Origin of the sequence: Pseudomonas sp. 2(2015), assembly GCF_000955865.1 — a bacterium.
GTDB lineage: Bacteria > Pseudomonadota > Gammaproteobacteria > Pseudomonadales > Pseudomonadaceae > Aquipseudomonas.
This window is the reverse complement of sequence record NZ_JYOF01000004.1, coordinates 347965-364890: the sequence shown is the minus strand read 5'-3', so window position 1 is coordinate 364890 and position 16926 is coordinate 347965. Positions and strand designations below refer to the sequence as shown.

The 16926-nt window shown below is 62.6% G+C and carries 17 protein-coding genes; 9 read left to right on the top strand and 8 right to left on the bottom strand.

What is annotated here, in order from left to right:
- The first annotated feature begins 11 nt into the window (after positions 1 to 11).
- The 3 genes from gcvT (at position 12) to UB48_RS09905 (ending at position 2282) form a co-directional block, all read left to right on the top strand.
- A complete protein-coding gene (gcvT, locus tag UB48_RS09915; RefSeq protein WP_045196399.1) occupies positions 12 to 1136 on the top strand; it encodes a glycine cleavage system aminomethyltransferase GcvT in 1125 nt (374 codons plus the stop codon).
- Between the two features lie 347 nt (positions 1137 to 1483).
- On the top strand, positions 1484 to 1696 hold the full coding sequence (locus UB48_RS09910) for a cold-shock protein (RefSeq protein ID WP_045196397.1): 213 nt from the start codon (positions 1484 to 1486) through the stop codon (positions 1694 to 1696).
- Positions 1697 to 1793: 97 nt separating this feature from the next.
- Positions 1794 to 2282, top strand: a complete 489-nt coding sequence (locus UB48_RS09905; RefSeq protein ID WP_045196394.1) for an RDD family protein — start codon at positions 1794 to 1796, stop codon at positions 2280 to 2282.
- Positions 2283 to 2334: 52 nt separating this feature from the next.
- Here the strand turns inward: UB48_RS09905 and lptG are convergent, their stop codons facing one another.
- Together lptG and lptF are read right to left on the bottom strand one after the other, a co-directional pair.
- On the bottom strand, positions 2335 to 3396 hold the full coding sequence (gene lptG, locus UB48_RS09900) for an LPS export ABC transporter permease LptG (protein WP_045196392.1): 1062 nt from the start codon (positions 3394 to 3396) through the stop codon (positions 2335 to 2337).
- Positions 3389 to 4504 (bottom strand): LPS export ABC transporter permease LptF, encoded by a 1116-nt coding sequence (lptF, locus tag UB48_RS09895; RefSeq protein ID WP_045196390.1) that lies wholly within the window; start codon positions 4502 to 4504, stop codon positions 3389 to 3391. The genes lptG and lptF overlap by 8 nt, the downstream gene beginning before the upstream one ends.
- A 280-nt stretch (positions 4505 to 4784) precedes the next feature.
- Between lptF and UB48_RS09890 the strand changes: the two genes are divergently transcribed.
- From UB48_RS09890 to rlmF, 5 genes are all read left to right on the top strand, one after another.
- The gene (locus UB48_RS09890; protein WP_045196387.1) at positions 4785 to 6278 is read left to right on the top strand and encodes a leucyl aminopeptidase; all 1494 of its coding nucleotides are present in this window, start codon (positions 4785 to 4787) and stop codon (positions 6276 to 6278) included.
- Between the two features lie 51 nt (positions 6279 to 6329).
- Positions 6330 to 6758, top strand: a complete 429-nt coding sequence (locus UB48_RS09885; protein WP_045196384.1) for a DNA polymerase III subunit chi — start codon at positions 6330 to 6332, stop codon at positions 6756 to 6758.
- Positions 6759 to 6763: 5 nt separating this feature from the next.
- Positions 6764 to 7111 (top strand): hypothetical protein, encoded by a 348-nt coding sequence (locus UB48_RS09880; RefSeq protein ID WP_045196382.1) that lies wholly within the window; start codon positions 6764 to 6766, stop codon positions 7109 to 7111.
- A gap of 135 nt (positions 7112 to 7246) precedes the next feature.
- The gene (locus tag UB48_RS09875) at positions 7247 to 10093 is read left to right on the top strand and encodes a valine--tRNA ligase (RefSeq protein ID WP_045196381.1); all 2847 of its coding nucleotides are present in this window, start codon (positions 7247 to 7249) and stop codon (positions 10091 to 10093) included.
- A gap of 101 nt (positions 10094 to 10194) precedes the next feature.
- On the top strand, positions 10195 to 11157 hold the full coding sequence (gene rlmF, locus UB48_RS09870) for a 23S rRNA (adenine(1618)-N(6))-methyltransferase RlmF (RefSeq protein ID WP_045196379.1): 963 nt from the start codon (positions 10195 to 10197) through the stop codon (positions 11155 to 11157).
- Positions 11158 to 11208: 51 nt separating this feature from the next.
- Here rlmF and UB48_RS09865 read toward each other — a convergent pair whose 3' ends face one another.
- Complete coding sequence (locus tag UB48_RS09865; RefSeq protein WP_009398256.1) at positions 11209 to 11490, bottom strand: HU family DNA-binding protein; 282 nt, start codon at positions 11488 to 11490, stop codon at positions 11209 to 11211.
- Positions 11491 to 11898: 408 nt separating this feature from the next.
- Between UB48_RS09865 and yejK the strand changes: the two genes are divergently transcribed.
- Positions 11899 to 12906 (top strand): nucleoid-associated protein YejK, encoded by a 1008-nt coding sequence (gene yejK, locus UB48_RS09860; RefSeq protein ID WP_045196375.1) that lies wholly within the window; start codon positions 11899 to 11901, stop codon positions 12904 to 12906.
- Here the strand turns inward: yejK and UB48_RS09855 are convergent.
- The 5 genes from UB48_RS09855 to hisC all read right to left on the bottom strand — a co-directional run bounded on the left by UB48_RS09855 (position 12887) and on the right by hisC (position 16926).
- On the bottom strand, positions 12887 to 13186 hold the full coding sequence (locus UB48_RS09855) for a GIY-YIG nuclease family protein (protein WP_045196374.1): 300 nt from the start codon (positions 13184 to 13186) through the stop codon (positions 12887 to 12889). The genes yejK and UB48_RS09855 overlap by 20 nt on opposite strands.
- Before the next feature lie 39 nt (positions 13187 to 13225).
- Complete coding sequence (locus UB48_RS09850) at positions 13226 to 13696, bottom strand: nuclear transport factor 2 family protein (protein ID WP_045196373.1); 471 nt, start codon at positions 13694 to 13696, stop codon at positions 13226 to 13228.
- An 88-nt stretch (positions 13697 to 13784) separates the two neighbouring features.
- Positions 13785 to 15068, bottom strand: coding sequence for an MFS transporter (locus tag UB48_RS09845; protein WP_045196371.1), 1284 nt, complete (start codon positions 15066 to 15068; stop codon positions 13785 to 13787).
- A 15-nt stretch (positions 15069 to 15083) separates the two neighbouring features.
- Positions 15084 to 15734 (bottom strand): FadR/GntR family transcriptional regulator, encoded by a 651-nt coding sequence (locus UB48_RS09840; RefSeq protein ID WP_045196369.1) that lies wholly within the window; start codon positions 15732 to 15734, stop codon positions 15084 to 15086.
- Positions 15735 to 15879: 145 nt separating this feature from the next.
- Positions 15880 to 16926 (bottom strand): histidinol-phosphate transaminase, encoded by a 1047-nt coding sequence (hisC, locus tag UB48_RS09835; protein ID WP_045196367.1) that lies wholly within the window; start codon positions 16924 to 16926, stop codon positions 15880 to 15882.

Below are 16926 nucleotides of genomic sequence, written 5' to 3'. Positions count from 1 at the left end.
AGGAGTCATCAATGTCCACCGAAACACTGCTCAAGACCCCGCTGCACGCCCTGCACCTGGAACTGGGCGCCCGCATGGTACCGTTCGCCGGATACGACATGCCGGTCCAGTACCCGCTGGGAGTGATGAAAGAACACCTGCACAGCCGCGAACAGGCCGGCCTGTTCGACGTTTCGCACATGGGCCAGATCCGCCTGAGCGGCGCCGCTGCAGCCAAGGCCCTGGAAACCCTGGTGCCGGTCGACATCATCGACCTGCCGGTGGGCATGCAGCGCTATGCCATGTTCACCAACGAACACGGCGGCATCCTCGATGACCTGATGGTCGCCAACCTGGGCAACGACGAACTGTTCCTGGTGGTCAACGCGGCCTGCAAAGAGCAAGACCTGGCCCATTTGCGCAAACATATCGGCGATCAGTGCCAGATCCAGCCACTGTTCGAGGAGCGCGCCCTGCTGGCCCTGCAGGGGCCGGCGGCGGTGAAGGTGCTCGAGCGCCTGGCACCCGTCGTGGCGAAGATGACTTTCATGCAGTTCCAGCCGGTACAACTGCTGGGCGCAGACTGTTTTGTCAGCCGCTCGGGCTACACCGGTGAGGACGGTTTCGAGATTTCGGTGCCGGCCGGCAAAGCCGAAGAGCTGGCGCGCCGCCTGCTGGCCGAACCCGAAGTCCAGGCTATCGGCCTGGGCGCACGCGACTCGCTGCGCCTGGAGGCCGGCCTGTGCCTGTATGGCCACGACATGAACACCCAGACCACGCCCATCGAAGCCAGCCTGCTCTGGGCCATCTCCAAGGTGCGCCGTGCCGATGGCCAGCGCGCCGGCGGCTTCCCCGGTGCCGAGGCGATCTTCGCCCAGCAGCAAAGCGGGGTTGCGCGCAAGCGCGTGGGCCTGTTGCCGCAGGAGCGCACACCGGTGCGCGAAGGCGCCGAGATCGTTGACCAGTCAGGCACGGTTATCGGCAGCATCTGCAGTGGCGGCTTTGGCCCGACATTGAATGCGCCGGTGGCGATGGGGTACCTCGATGCCGCATACAGCGCACTGGAAACCCCAGTGTGGGCGATCGTGCGCGGCAAGCGCGTGGCGATGAAAGTGAGCAAGATGCCCTTCGTTGCGCAGCGCTATTATCGCGGCTGAATCGATACTTGAAACAACGTGTCATGAAGCGTTCGGATTTTCGAATTCGAACGCTTTTTATAACTTTCGAAAAGCGTTGCGACAATGCTTGGAATGAGCCGGAAAAAATCGACCGAACGGCGGCTAAAAGGCACAGCGGCGGCGGTCTGCAGGGCTTGTTTTTGTCTTCAAAGTTAGCGTATTGTCTGTGCACTGTGTTTGCATGGGTCGCTATGGTTCGTGACCTGGGCAGTAGCTCTGATGTTTGCTACACCCGTTCGACGTCTCTTACTTTCCTGCAACCCAGCCCAGTACTCTTTCATTTGGAAGAAGCTGTTACTAATTCTAAGTTTCATAGGAAATAAGCTATGTCGACTCGTCAGAGCGGTACCGTCAAGTGGTTTAACGACGAAAAAGGTTTTGGTTTCATCACTCCAGAAAGCGGTCCGGATCTGTTCGTACATTTCCGCGCTATTCAGGGCAACGGCTTCAAGAGCCTGAAAGAAGGTCAGAAAGTCACCTTCATCGCCGTGCAGGGCCAGAAAGGCATGCAGGCTGACGAAGTTCAAGCCGAAGGCTGATCTTCATCAACAAAGAAGCCTCTGCTGGCAACAGCAGGGGCTTTTTTGTGCGCGCAATTCCGTAGAATGGGCGTTTTGCGCAAGGAGGGCCTCGCCAGTGCCCAAGCAGCTGTTACAGCCCGAAGGTGATTTCCCCCCTGTCGACCTTGGCCGCCGCCTGGCCGCCATGTTCTATGACTTTCTGCTGTGCACCGCGTTGCTGATCGTCACCGCCGGTGCCTACAAGATGATCCAGATGGCTTTTATCGGTGAAGCGCGCATGCGCGAGCTGACCGAGGCCGGCGCCCTGGATGGCGACCCGTTGCTGTCGACCATCCTGCTGTTCGCCCTGTTCGGCTTTTTCGCCAAGTTCTGGACCCACGGCGGCCAGACCCTGGGTATGCAGGTATGGGGTATCCGCGTGCAAAATGCCGACGGCAGCGCTATCAGCCTGTGGCAGGCACTGCTGCGTTTTGTCGTATCGATCGGCTCGTGGCTGTGCCTGGGCCTGGGTTTCATCTGGGCGTTGTTCGACAAGCGCAAGCGCAGCTGGCACGACATCTACTCCGACACTCAGCTGGTGCGAATTCCCAAGCGCAAAAAATAACCGCGCACAAAAAAGCCGACCCTGAGGTCGGCTTTTTCTTGTCTGCGGCAATCTATCCGGCGCGCCGCAACATCCACAACCCGGCCACCGCGCAGATCGCCGCCGGCAGCACCACCGCCAGCAACGGCGGGAAGCCAAACACCTGGCTGGAAGGCCCGAGCAGGTCCTGGGCGATGCGGAACACAAAACCCACCAGCACCCCGGTGAACACCCGCTGACCGAGGGTAACCGAGCGCAGCGGACCGAAGATGAAGGAGATGGCCATCAGCACCAGCGCCGCGGTGACCATCGGCTGCAGCACCTTGGTCCAGAATGCCAGCCAGTACCGGGCGTTGTTCAGGCCCTGGTCGGACAGGTAGTGGATGTAATCCCAAAGACCGGTGATCGACAGTGATTCTGGTGCGACCACTACGGTATTGAGCAACTGCGGGGTGACCGACACGTCCCAGCGTTCTTCAGGCGTTTTGATGACTTCGGTGTGATCGCCGCGGAAATAGGTGGTGGTCACGTCGCTGAGCAGCCAGTGATCTTCCTTGTACTGGGCACGGCGGGCAAAGCTCGAGGTCTGCATGTGCCGCTCGTTGTCGAAACGATAGCGGGTCACGCCGTAGAGCAAGCCGTTGGGCTGCACCGAGTTGATGTGCACGAACTCGTCACCCTGGCGGTGCCACATGCCGCGCTTGGAGCTCTGCGCCTCACCACCGCCCTGGGCCAGGGAACGGTCGGCCTGGGCCTTGTTCTCGGTGACCGGGGCCAGGTACTCGCCAATCAGGATACCGGCCAGCATCAGCACCAGCATCGGCTTCATCACCGCCCAGACGATCCGCCCGATCGACACGCCGGCGGCGCGCATGATGGTCAGCTCGCTGCTGCTGGCCAGGCTCCCCAGGCCGATCAGGCAGCCGATCAGGGCAGCCATCGGCAGCATGTCGTAGAGCCGCCGCGGTGCGGTAAGCAAGACGAAATTGCCGGCGTCCATCAGCGTGTAGGTGTCGGTGATATCGCCCATTTCATCGATGAAGGCGAACAGCGAAGCCAGGCCCAGGATGATGCCCAGTACGGCAAGAATCGCCATCAGCACACTTTTGCCGATGTAACTGTCGAGCTTAACCATGGGCCACCTCCGCACGGCGAGCGGCGCGCTTGAGGCGCAACGGCTCCCAGTACATCAGCCCCAGGCCGATCAACAGAAACAGGCCATGGACCCACCAGATACCCAGGCCGATCGGCAGCTTGCCTTTCTCCAGGGCGCCACGCACGGCAATCAGCATTGTCAGGTACGCCATATACAGAAGAATCGCCGGCAGCAGTTTGAGGAAACGGCCCTGGCGCGGGTTGACCCGCGACAGTGGCACCGCCAGCAGGGTGACGATGAACACCAGCAACGGCAGCGACAGGCGCCACTGCAGCTCGGCACGCTCGCGCAGGCCCTTGCTGCCAATCAGTTGCGAGGTCGGGATGGCTTCACGCTCGGTGATCTCTTCACTGACTTCAGGCTTGGGCAACAGCACGCCGTAGGTGTCGTACTTGATTGCGCGGTAATCAGCCTGGCCAGGATTACCGTCATAGCGGTAGCCGTTTTCCAGGATCAGGTAGCGGTTGCCATCGGGGTTGACCTGCTGGTGGCCTTTTTCCGCCACCAGTACCGACGGACCGCGGTCCTTGGTCTTGTCCTGGTTGAAGCGCTTCTCGGAAATGAACACACCGCCAAGGTTGACCCGATCTTCCGACAGTTGCTCGGTATAGGTAACCCGCGAACCATCGCGCAGGGTCTGGAAGCGGCCCGGCACCAGGGTGTCGAACTCGGTCAGGGCGTCCTGCTGGTTGATGATCTGTGCGACCTGGGTAACGCCCTGGGGCGCCAGGCTCAGGCTCAGCCAGGCTACCAGCAAGGCCACCAGTGCCGCCGGCGCCATGGTCATGCCCAGCAGCCGCTGCTGGCTCATGCCGGTGGCCGAAAGCACGGTCATCTCGCTTTCCAGGTACAAACGGCCATAGGCCAGGAGGATACCGAGGAACAGCCCCAGGGGCAGGATCAACTGCAGGAAGCCCGGCAGGCGGTAGCCCATGATCAGGAACAGCACGCTCGGGTCGAGCACGCCTTGGGCCGCCTGGGCCAGGTATTTGATGAAGCGCCCACTCATGATGATGACCAGCAGCACAGCGCTGACGGCACTCAAGGTCACCAGGACCTCGCGGGACAGATAACGAAAGACGATCAAACCAGACACTCCTGGGTTGTCAGGCTCGGACAGCCGAACAAGAAATCCATAACAGCCAAGATAGTAGCCCGCTCGCCAGAGCGAACCCGGGTAAAAGTTGGCGCATTATCCTGTGATTGGCCGTGCCTGTCACTTGGCGCCGCACAATGCTTCATCTCGGGGTTGTCAGGGCGGGCGAAGCAGGCTCAAACTGGGGGCTTTAGCACTGGTACGCGACCACGCGGCCACGACCGCGCCTGCATAGACAACGCGCATCGACAGATCATTCGGGGAACCTGACATGGAACTGGTTGTAAAAAGCGTAGCCGCAGCATCCTTGAAAACCGCCACCCTGGTCCTGCCCGTGGCTGAAGGCGGCAAACTCGGCGCCATCGCCAAAACCATCGACGAAGCCACCGGCGGTGCCCTGGCCAGCGTGCTCAAGCGCGGCGACCTGGCCGGCAAGGTCGGCCAGACCCTGCTGCTGCACAGCCTGCCAAACCTCAAGGCCGAGCGCGTGCTGCTGGTGGGTACCGGCAAGGATGCCGAGCTGGGTGATCGCAGCTGGCGCAAGGTCGTTGCCGCCGTGCTGGCAGTGCTCAAGGGCTTGAACGGCAGCGACGCAGCTCTGGCCCTGGACGACGTCAAGGTTGCCGGCCGCGATGCTTTCTATGGCAAGACCCGCCTGTTGGCCGAGAGCCTGCTCGATGGCCAGTACGTGTTCGACCAGTTCAAGAGCAAGAAAGCCGAACCTCGCGCCCTGAAAAAAATCACCCTGCTCAGCGCCAAGGCCGGTGCCAGCGATGTCGAGCGCGCGGTCAAGCATGCCGTCGCCATCGCCAACGGCATGGGCTTCACCCGCGACCTGGGCAACCTGCCGCCGAACGTCTGCCACCCAAGCTACCTGGCCGAACAGGCCAAGGCCCTGGGCAAGGAATTCAAGGGCCTCAAGGTCGAGGTGCTGGACGAGAAGAAGATCAAGGACCTGGGCATGGGCGCCTTCTACGCCGTCGGCCAGGGCAGCGATCAGCCGCCACGCCTGATCGTCCTCAACTACCAGGGCGGCAAAAAGAGCGAGAAGCCTTTCGTGCTGGTGGGCAAGGGCATCACCTTCGACACCGGTGGCATCAGCCTCAAGCCCGGCGCCGGCATGGATGAAATGAAGTTCGACATGGGCGGCGCCGCCAGCGTCTTCGGCACCCTGCGCGCCGTGCTCGAGCTGCAACTGCCGATCAACCTGGTGTGCCTGCTGGCCTGCGCCGAGAACATGCCGAGCGGCGGCGCCACCCGTCCTGGCGACATCGTCACGACCATGAGCGGGCAGACCGTCGAGATCCTCAACACCGACGCCGAAGGCCGCCTGGTGCTGTGCGACACCCTGACCTACGCCGAGCGCTTCAAGCCTCAGGCAGTGATCGACATCGCCACCCTGACCGGCGCCTGCATCGTCGCCCTGGGCAGCCACACCTCGGGCCTGATGGGCAACAACGACGACCTGGTCGGGCAACTGCTCGACGCCGGCAAGCGCGCCGACGACCGCGCCTGGCAGCTACCGCTGTTCGACGAATACCAGGAACAGCTCGACAGCCCGTTCGCCGACATCGCCAACATCGGCGGGCCAAAAGCCGGCACCATCACCGCCGGTTGCTTCCTGTCACGCTTTGCCAAGGCTTACAACTGGGCTCACCTGGACATCGCCGGCACCGCCTGGATCAGCGGCGGCAAGGACAAGGGTGCCACTGGCCGCCCGGTTCCACTGCTGACCCAGTACCTGCTCGATCGCGCCAACGCCTGAGGCGACGCTGGCCGTCTGCGCCTTGGGGCGTAGCCGGCCGGCAGGCAGACCATGAGCAAAGTCGATTTCTACATATTGCCCAGCGCCGCGCCCTCGGCGCGCCTGGATTTCGCCTGCAAGCTGTGCGACAAGGCCTGGCGCCTGGGGCACCGGGTTTACCTGCATTGCAGCGACGCCGCCCAGCGCGATGAACTGGACGCGCGCCTGTGGGCGTTCAAGGGCGAGTCCTTCGTGCCCCACGACGCGGCTGAAGACAACCCGCAGGGCAGCGTCGCTCTGGGCCTTGGCGATGATGCCGGCAGCCACCAGGACCTGCTGATCAACCTTGACCTCAAGGTACCGGCGTTCGCTTCCCGCTTTGCCCGGATCGCCGAGATCGTGGTCGAAGAGCCGGCGATTCGTCAGGCGGCCCGAGAGAGTTTCCGTTTCTACCGCGAACAGGGCTATGCTCTGCAAGATCACCGCTTACAGCGACTCTGAAGACGATGGACAAACCCACTCCCCTGCCCCAATCCGCGCACCTGCTGGACGACCTGGAGTCGATCCGCCAGCTGCTTGGCGATGCATCCCTTGAGCCGCCGCTGTTGACCGACACCGTCGAGGAGCAGATCCCGCTGCTGCTCGAAGAGGCCGAAGCAGCGCCGCAGCCGGCGCCTGAAGCGCCAGCCGACCCGCAGGCCAAGCGCCAGGAAACCCTGCTGCACCTGGACGCCGAGCTACGCGCGGCGGCCCAGTTGATCATGCAGGACGTGATCAACGATTTCGCCCCGCATATCGAAAGCGAAATCAAGCGCCGCCTGGACGCCCGGCTCGAGCGCCTGCTCAACCAGTAAAAAGCGGTAACAAGCTTCAACCGACAAACTGCAAGAGCCGTGCGGCGCTCTGAGCTTGCAGCTTGTCGCTTGAAGCTTGCGGCTTCGTTATACTCTCCGGCTTTCCTGAATAAATGCCTAAGGGTCCCGCCGCGCATGGATAAGACCTACCAGCCGCACGCCATTGAAACTTCCTGGTACAACACCTGGGAGTCCGAGAATTATTTCGCTCCGCAAGGCGCGGGCGATTCCTACACCATCATGATCCCGCCGCCGAACGTCACCGGCAGCCTGCACATGGGTCATGGCTTCAACAACGCGATCATGGACGCCCTGATCCGTTTCCGCCGCATGCAGGGCCGCAACACCCTGTGGCAGCCAGGTACCGACCACGCCGGTATCGCCACGCAGATGCTGGTCGAGCGTCAACTCGAAGCCAAAGGCCAGAACCGTCACGACCTGGGCCGCGAGAAGTTCCTGGAAAAGGTCTGGGAATGGAAAGATCAGTCCGGTGGCAACATCAGCCGCCAGATTCGCCGCCTGGGCTCGTCGGTCGACTGGAGCCGCGAGCGTTTCACCATGGACGACGGCCTCTCGGAAGCAGTGAAAGAAGCCTTCGTGCGCCTGCATGAAGACGGCCTGATCTACCGCGGCAAGCGCCTGGTCAACTGGGACACCAAGCTGCACACGGCGATTTCCGACCTCGAAGTGGAAAACCACGACGAGAAGGGTCACCTGTGGAACCTGCGCTACCCGCTGGCTGACGGCGCCAAAACTGCCGACGGCAAGGACTACCTGATCGTCGCCACCACGCGCCCGGAAACCATGCTCGGCGACGCCGCCGTTGCCGTGAACCCGGAAGACGAGCGTTACAAGGCGCTGATCGGCAAGTTCGTCGAGCTGCCGCTGGTTGGCCGCCGTATCCCGATCATCGCCGACGACTATTGCGACCCTGAGTTCGGCACCGGCTGTGTGAAAATCACCCCGGCCCACGACTTCAACGACTATGAAGTCGGCAAGCGCCACAACCTGCCGCTGCTGAACATCTTCGACAAGAACGCCTTCGTCCTGCCGGCCGCCCAGGTGTTCAACCTCGACGGCAGCGTCAACGACAGTATCGACGCGACCCTGCCGGCCCAGTATGCAGGCCTCGACCGCTTCGTTGCGCGCAAGCAGATCGTTGCCGATTTCGACGCCGCCGGCCTGTTGGTCAGCGTCGACGACCACGCCCTGAAAGTGCCGAAAGGCGACCGCTCGGGTACCGTCATCGAGCCGTGGCTGACCGACCAGTGGTACGTGTCGACCAAGCCGCTGGCAGAGCCTGCGATTGCTGCCGTCGAAGACGGCCGCATTCAGTTCGTGCCCAAACAGTACGAAAACATGTACTTCTCCTGGATGCGCGACATCCAGGACTGGTGCATCAGCCGTCAGCTGTGGTGGGGTCACCGTATTCCGGCCTGGTACGACGAATCCGGCAAGGTCTATGTCGGCCGTAGCGAAGAAGAGGTGCGCAGCAAGCACAACCTCGGCGCCGACGTGGTCCTGAACCAGGACAACGACGTGCTCGACACCTGGTTCAGCTCGGGCCTGTGGACCTTCTCGACCCTGGGCTGGCCACAGCAGACCGAATTCCTCAAGAAGTTCCACTCCACCGACGTGCTGGTCACCGGCTTCGACATCATTTTCTTCTGGGTTGCCCGGATGATCATGCTGACCATGCACCTGGTGAAGAACGAGGACGGCACCCCGCAGGTACCGTTCAAGACCGTGTATGTGCACGGCCTGGTGCGCGATGGCCAGGGCCAGAAGATGTCCAAGTCCAAGGGCAACGTCCTTGACCCGCTGGACATCGTTGACGGCATCACCCTGGACGAACTGCTGGAAAAACGCACCAGCGGCATGATGCAGCCAAAGCTTGCCGAGAAGATCGCCAAGCAGACCAAGGCCGAGTTCCCGGAAGGCATCGCCAGCTACGGCACCGACGCCCTGCGCTTCACCTTCTGCTCGCTGGCCTCCACCGGTCGCGACATCAAGTTCGACATGGGCCGCGTCGAAGGCTACCGCAACTTCTGCAACAAGATCTGGAACGCTGCGCGCTATGTTCTGGACAAGGGCGAAGACTGCGGCCAGAACGGCGAAGCCTACGAGCTGTCGCTGGCTGATCGCTGGATCATCTCGCAGTTGCAGCGCACCGAAGCCGAAGTCACCCGCCAGCTCGACCAGTTCCGCTTCGACCTGGCCGCCCAGGCGCTCTACGAGTTCATCTGGAACCAGTATTGCGACTGGTACCTGGAGCTGTCCAAGCCGGTCCTGTGGGACGAGAACGCCCCGGTCGAACGCGCCCGTGGTACTCGCCGCACCCTGGTCCGGGTACTGGAAGTGGCACTGCGCCTGGCCCATCCGTTCATGCCGTTCATCACCGAAGAAATCTGGCAGCGCCTGGCGCCGCTGGCCGGCGCGCAAGGCAAGACCATCATGCTGCAGCCATGGCCAGTGGCCAATGAAAGCCGCATCGATGCCGCTGCCGAAGGCGATATCGAATGGCTCAAGGAGCTGATGCTCGGCGTGCGCAACATCCGCGGCGAAATGAACATCGGCCCGGGCAAGCCACTGCAACTGTTCCTGAAAAACGCCAGCGCCGAAGACCAGCGCCGCCTGCAGGAAAACGAAGCGCTGCTGAAGAAGCTGGCGAAGATCGAGTCCTTCACCGTGCTCGGCGAACAGGACGAGGCGCCGCTGAGCGCCACCGCCCTGGTCGGCGATCTGCAAGTACTGGTGCCGATGGCCGGGCTGATCGACAAGGACGCCGAGCTGGCTCGCCTGAACAAGGAAATCCAGCGTCTGCAGGGCGAAGTCCAGCGCGTCGGCGGCAAGCTGTCCAACGCCGCCTTCGTCGACAAGGCACCGCCTGCGGTGATCGACAAGGAACGCGCCAAGCTGGCTGAAGCCGAACAGGCCCTGGCCAACTTCACCGAGCAGCATGCGCGGATTGCCGCCTTGTAACGATCGCTGACCTCAGTGATGCCATCGCGGGTCAAGGCCGCTCCCACAGAAGTCTCTGTAGGAGCGGGCTTGACCCGCGATGCTTTGCACCGGACCTCAACATGACCACAACCAACAAACCGACCCTGCACCCGCGCAACCGCCACCAGGGCCGCTACGACTTCCCCCAGTTGATCAAGAGCAGCCCGCAGCTGGGCCAGTTCATGATCACCAACCCCCACGGCAAGCCGAGCATCGACTTCGCCAACCCGGATGCCGTCAGGGTCTTCAACCGCGCCCTGCTCAAGGCCCAGTACGGTATCCAGCACTGGGACATCCCGGCTGACTACCTGTGCCCGCCAATCCCCGGCCGGGCCGACTACGTACACGTGCTGGCCGACTTGCTGGCAGACGAAAACGGCGGCGAAATACCCCGTGGCGCGCAGGTCCAGGCCCTGGACATCGGTGTCGGTGCCAATTGCATCTACCCGTTGCTGGGCAACAGCGATTACCGCTGGCGCTTTCTCGGTTCAGACATCGACGCCACGGCACTGGCTGCGGCCGGCGCCATCGTCCAGGCCAACGGCCTGGGCAAGGCCATCAGCCTGCGCCAGCAAGGCAACCGCAAGCACATCCTGCTGGGGCTGCTCAAAAGCGACGAGCGCTTCGACCTGACCCTGTGCAACCCGCCCTTCCACACCTCACGCGAAGAAGCCACCCGCGGCAGCCAGCGCAAATGGCGGGCACTGGGCAAGGCCGATCCCAAGCGCAAGCTGCCGGTGCTGAACTTTGGCGGGCAGAACAACGAACTGTGGTGCGAAGGCGGCGAGATCCGCTTCGTCAGCCAGTTGGTGGCCGAGAGCGTCAGCCTGAGCCAGCAGGTGCTGTGGTTCACCAGCCTGGTATCGAAAGCCTCCAACCTGCCCGGCATCCAGGCCGCGCTGAAAAAGGCCGGGGCGGCCGAACAGCGGGTGGTGGAGATGGGCCAGGGGCAGAAACAGAGCCGCATGATCGCCTGGACCTTCCAGGACGCCGCAGCGCGCCAGGCTTGGCGCCAGCAGCGCTGGAGCAAAACCCAGTCATAAAAAAACCGCGTCCGGGCAACCCGGACGCGGCTTTTGTCGAGCTGTTTACAATTACTTGTTTACAGCGTCGGTCAGCACTTTGGCTGGTACGAACTTGACGACTTTCTTGGCAGCGATTTCGATGGCAGCGCCAGTCGAAGGGTTGCGGCCGGTACGGGCAGGACGCTCGGTGATTTTCAGTTTGCCGATGCCTGGCAGGGTGATTTCGCTGCCATTTTCCAGTTGATCAGCAACGATCTGGCCCAGTTGCTCCAGAGCGTTACGCGCGGTGGTTTTTGGCGCGTCGATAGCTTCAGCGATATCGGCGATCAGTTGGTCTTTGGTCAATGCCATGGTGGTGTTCCTTCCCTATCAAATTCAGTGAGTATGCAGAGTGCTACGTCAGTCATCGAGCCAGACCTGCGGGGGATCCGGCGGTCCGGTGTTACAGCCACGTCAATCGCGTATGTAGATACGTAAAACGACGTTTGGTTCGACGTGACGCGAGCGGTCTGCCAGCAATGCGCCACACACGGGGCGCAAGACCGGGCAAAACTACCACAGGAATAGATAAATATCCGCCTCCCACAGGGCAAATGTGCAGGTTTTTCGGGGGTTTGCGCGAAAAAACGCAAAAAATTGAACAAAAAATAAACAACCGACATATCTGCCAACATCTGGCCGCTGAATCACCCCTGTGCTGAGGTACACTTGGCGACTTTGCAACGCGGCCAGCACCGCCCATTTTCAACCGAGAATCCCATGCCGATCCGTCATTGCATCGTCCACCTGATCGACAAGAAACCCGATGGCAGCCCCGCCGTGCTGCACGCCCGCGACTCGGAACTGGCCGAGTCGGGTGCCATCGAAAACCTTCTGGCCGACCTCAACGATAGCTACAACGCCAAACAGGGCAAAGCCTGGGGCTTCTTCCACGCAGAATCCGGCGCCCACCCGTTCAGCGGCTGGCTCAAGGAATACCTCGACGAAGGCAGCACCTTCACGGCCTTCAGCCGCGTCGCCGTCGAGCACCTGCAAAAGCTGATGGAAGAGTCCAACCTGTCGGTCGGCGGCCACGTGTTGTTCGCCCACTATCAGCAAGGCATGACCGATTACCTGGTGATCGCCTTGCTGCACCACAGCGAAGGCGTGGCGGTAAACGCCGAGCTGGACGTGACCCCGTCGCGCCACCTGGACCTGGGCCAGCTGCACCTGGCCGCGCGCATCAACCTTTCCGAGTGGCAGAACAACAAGGCCTCCAAGCAGTACATCTCGTTCATCAAGGGCAAGAACGGCAAGAAAGTCTCGGAGTACTTCCGCGACTTCATCGGCTGCCAGGAAGGCGTCGACGGCCCAGGCGAGACCCGCACCCTGCTCAAGGCTTTCAGCGATTTTGTCGAAAGCGAAGACCTGCCCGAAGAAGCCGCCCGCGAGAAGACCCAGACCCTGGTCGACTACGCTACCAGCCAGACCAAGGCCGGCGAGCCAGTAACCCTCGAGGAACTCTCAGGGCTGATCGATGAAGACCGCCCACGGGCCTTCTACGAGCATATTCGCAACAAGGACTACGGCCTGTCGCCGGAAATCCCCGCCGATAAGCGCACGCTCAACCAGTTCCGCCGCTTCACCGGCCGTGCCGAAGGGCTGTCGATCAGCTTTGAAGCGCACTTGCTGGGCTCGAAGGTCGAGTACGACGAGGAAGCCGGCACCCTGATCATCAAAGGCCTGCCGACGCAACTGACCGATCAGCTCAAGCGTCGCAAGGACTGAGCCCCGCCCAGGAGGCCACCAGCGCCTCCTTGGCACTCTTGCGCAGCTTCTTCACCAGCCGCTCCTGTTGCAGCGCCTTGGTTTTGTCGGGCCAGGCCTCGACATAGACCAAAGCCACTGCCGGGCTGGTGCTGAAGTAGCGTGCCCCCTGGCCCTTCTGGTGGGCCTGGAAGCGCCGCTCCGGGTTGTCGCTGATCCCGCAGTACAGCGAGCCATTGGCGGCGCGTACCAGGTAGACGTACCAGGGTTTGTTCGGTGGTTGGGCAATGGGCTCGGACACGTTAGTGACTATCAACGGCAAAGCGCACAGCTTAGCGCCTCAGCGCCCCGCCTGAAACGCCCGCAGGCCTTTCTGCGCCTGGGCGCGCACCTTGCCCTGGACCAGCGGCGACCAGCCCAGCAGCACCCCCGTGGTGCCCAAGGCCTGACGTGACCAGCGCCACAGGTCGAAACTGTCGTGGTGCTCGCAGATCTTGCCGTCCCGAAACACAAAGCGTGCCTGGATGTCGTTGACCACGGTGCGGCCGGTCTGGCTGAACAGGTAGCGGGCGACCCAGCGGGCGCTGCCAGCGCGCTCGTCGGCGCGTACCGTGTCGAAGGTCAGGGTAAAGTCCTTGGCGCGGGTGGTGAGCATGCGCCACATGTCACCGGCATCCTTGCCGCGCAAAGTACCGAAGACCGGGTCACTGAAAACGATATCGTCGCTGTAACAGGCGACCATGGCTTCGGCGTCCAGGCGCTGGAAAGCCTGGTAGAAGCGGGTGATCAGGGCAGTATTGGCGTCGCTCATGGTGCAGGTCCGGTTCATGGCAATAGACCTGCACCATAGTCCGCTGAAGTGGCAAAAAGCTATGGGCATTTGCCTGGCGAATGTCTGCTCAAACCCGCTCGCTGACCACCTGCACATGCAGGTTGCGCCCGGCCTTGAGGCCAAAGCCTATGGCGCCGATGCCCAGCACGGCAAAGATCCAGCCCACCGCGTTCCAGCCGCCGGTCAGGTCATGCACCAGGCCGACCGCGAATGGCCCCATCGATGCCAGGGTGTAACCGATGCCCTGGGCCATGCTCGACAGGTTGGCGGCGACGTGAGCGTCTTTGGAACGCAGCACGATCAGGGTCAATGCCAGGGCGAAGGTACCGCCCTGCCCCAGCCCCAGGACAATAGCCCAGCCCCACAGGCCTTCCAGCGGCGCATACAGGCAGCCGAACAAGCCGGCCAGGGCCATGAGCATGACCACCACGATGGCCAGGCGCTGGTCCTTGCCACGTGTCGCCAGCCACGGCGCGCTGAGCGAACTGAGCAACTGCACGATCACCGAGCCGGACAACACCAGCCCGGCCTGGGTCGGGCTCAGGCCGCGACCGATGAGGATCGACGGCAGCCAGCCGAAAACGATATAGGCCAGCGACGATTGCAGGCCCATGTACAGGGTGACCTGCCAGGCCAGCGGATCGCGCAGCAGGCCGCGTACACGGTAGGCCACATTGTGGGCGCCGTGGCCCTGGCGGGCCTGGGGCAGCCAGATCAGCGCCGCCAGCAAGGCCGGGATCAACCAGAAGCCCAGGCCCAGCGACCAGCTGTCGCCCAAGCGCTCGCTCAGGGGCACGGTGGCGCCCGCAGCCATTGCCGCGCCCAGGCACAAGGCCATGGTGTAGACGCCGGTCAGGGTCCCGGCATGCTTGGGGAAGTCGCGCTTGACGATGCCCGGCAACAGCACGCCGATCACACCGATGCTGGCCCCGGCCATGATACTGCCGACGAATAGCCCGGTGCTGCCAAAAGCACTGCGTACGGCGATACCGGCTGCCAGCACCAGGAGAATACCGAGGATCACCCGCTCGCTGCCAAAGCGCCGCGCCAGTATCGGTGCCAGCGGCGCGAACAGCCCCAGGCACAGCACCGGCAAGGTGGTCAGCAAACCGGCCTGGGAAGCCGTCAGGCCAAGGCTGTCCGAGACCAGGCTAAGTAGTGGCGCCATGCTCGACAACGCCGGACGCAGGTTCAGCGCCACCAGCACCAGGCCGAGCAGCAACAGCCACGGGCGCTTGAGCAGCACCGGTTGCTGTTGCACTTGTTCGTCGTCGGCTTCGGCGTCGATCAGCAGTTCTTCCAGCTCCGGCCCGTTGGCCGGCGCCGCAGTTCGGGTTGTTTCATCGCCCATGGCAGTCTCGCAAGGTCAGGATTCGTTGATCAGGGTCCGGCTCAGGGCCTTGGCCTTGTCCGGATCGCGTTGTTCGATGGCATCGAGAATCTGCCCGTGCAGGTCGAACACAAGCTGGCAGCGGGGAGCGTGGCTCAGGTTGTGATGCAAGGTGGCCGCCACCACCCCGGAAAAGTAGCGATACAACTCGCTCAGCGCCGGGTTATGCGCGGCATCCACCAGGCGCTGGTGGAACACCAGGTCGCAACCGATGTATTGCTCCAGGTCGTCGTGAAAATGCGCACTGCTGTGTTCGAGCGCTTCGCGAAGAGCGTGCAGGTCCGCGTCGGTACGGCGCAGCGCGGCCAGGCCAATGGCTTCGGCTTCAAGAATATGGCGAGTCTCGCGCGCCTGCTCCAGATCGCAGCGCGACAAGGCCTGTAGCGCCTGCAGCGGGTCGACGGCGCTGCGCAGGTAGCTGCCATCCCCCTGGCGGACTTCGACCAGGCCGCTGAACGCCAGCACGCGCATGGCTTCACGCACGGTGTTGCGACTGATGCCCAGTTCGCTGGCCAGTTCCGGTTCGGTGGGCAGGCGCTGGCCCACGGCCCAGGCACCGCTGGCTACGCGCTGGCGCAGTTGCTCGACGGCTTGTTCGACCAGGGAGCGTTTGATCAATAACGTCATGACATCCAATCATCGGATGAATTCAGAAGGGAAAGAATACCGGTAACAAGCATCGCGGGGCAAGCCGAGGCGTCGCACCGCCGCTCCCACAGTGGGAGCGGCGGTGCGACGCCTCGACTTGCCCCGCGATAAGGACTGAGCAGTTTCAGTTCAGCGCATCAAGCAACGCCTGATTCTGCTCCGGGGTACCAATGGTGATGCGCAGGAACTGGGCGATCCGCGCCTGCTTGAAGTGACGCACGATCACCCCCTGCTCGCGCAGGCGCGCTGCCAGTTCGGCGGCATCCTGCTGCGGGTGCCGGGCAAAGATGAAGTTGGCTGCCGAGGGCAGTACTTCAAAGCCACGGGCAGTGAGTTCAGCGACCACCTTCTCGCGACTGTCGATCACCTTGCGGCAGGTTTCTTCAAAGTAGGCACGGTCCTCGAACGCCGCCGCCGCACCCACAATCGCCATACGGTCCAGTGGATAGGAGTTGAAGCTATTCTTGATCCGCTCCAGCGCCTCGATCAGGTCCGGATGGCCGACCGCCAGGCCTACCCGCAGGCCGGCCAGCGAACGCGACTTGGACAGGGTCTGGGTGACCAGCAGGTTGTCGTAGCGATCCACCAGTCTGATGGCGGTCTGGCCGCCAAAGTCGATGTAGGCTTCATCGACCACCACCACCGAGTCGGGGTTGGCCTCGAGCAGTTGCTCGATGGCCTCCAGGGCCAGCAGGCAACCGGTCGGCGCGTTGGGGTTGGGGAAGATGATCCCGCCGTTGGCCTTGCGGTAGTCAGCGACCCGGATCTGGAACTGCTCGTCCAGCGCCACTGCTTCGAACGGGATGCCGTACAGGCCGCAGTAGACCGGGTAGAAGCTGTAGCTGATGTCCGGGAACAGCAACGGTGCATCGTGCTGGAACAGGCCATGGAAGATGTGCGCCAGCACTTCATCCGAACCGTTGCCGAGGAACACCTGGTTGCCCTGCACACCGTAGTAGTCCGCTACCGCCTGCTTTAGCAGGTCGCTGTTGGGGTCCGGGTACAGGCGCAGGTTGTCGTTGAGTTCGCCGCGCATGGCTTCCAGCGCCTTGGGCGACGGGCCGTAGGGGTTCTCGTTGGTGTTGAGCTTGACCAGCCTGGCCAGCTTTGGCTGCTCGCCCGGCACGTAAGGCACCAGGTCCTTGACGAAGGGGCTCCAGAATTTACTCAT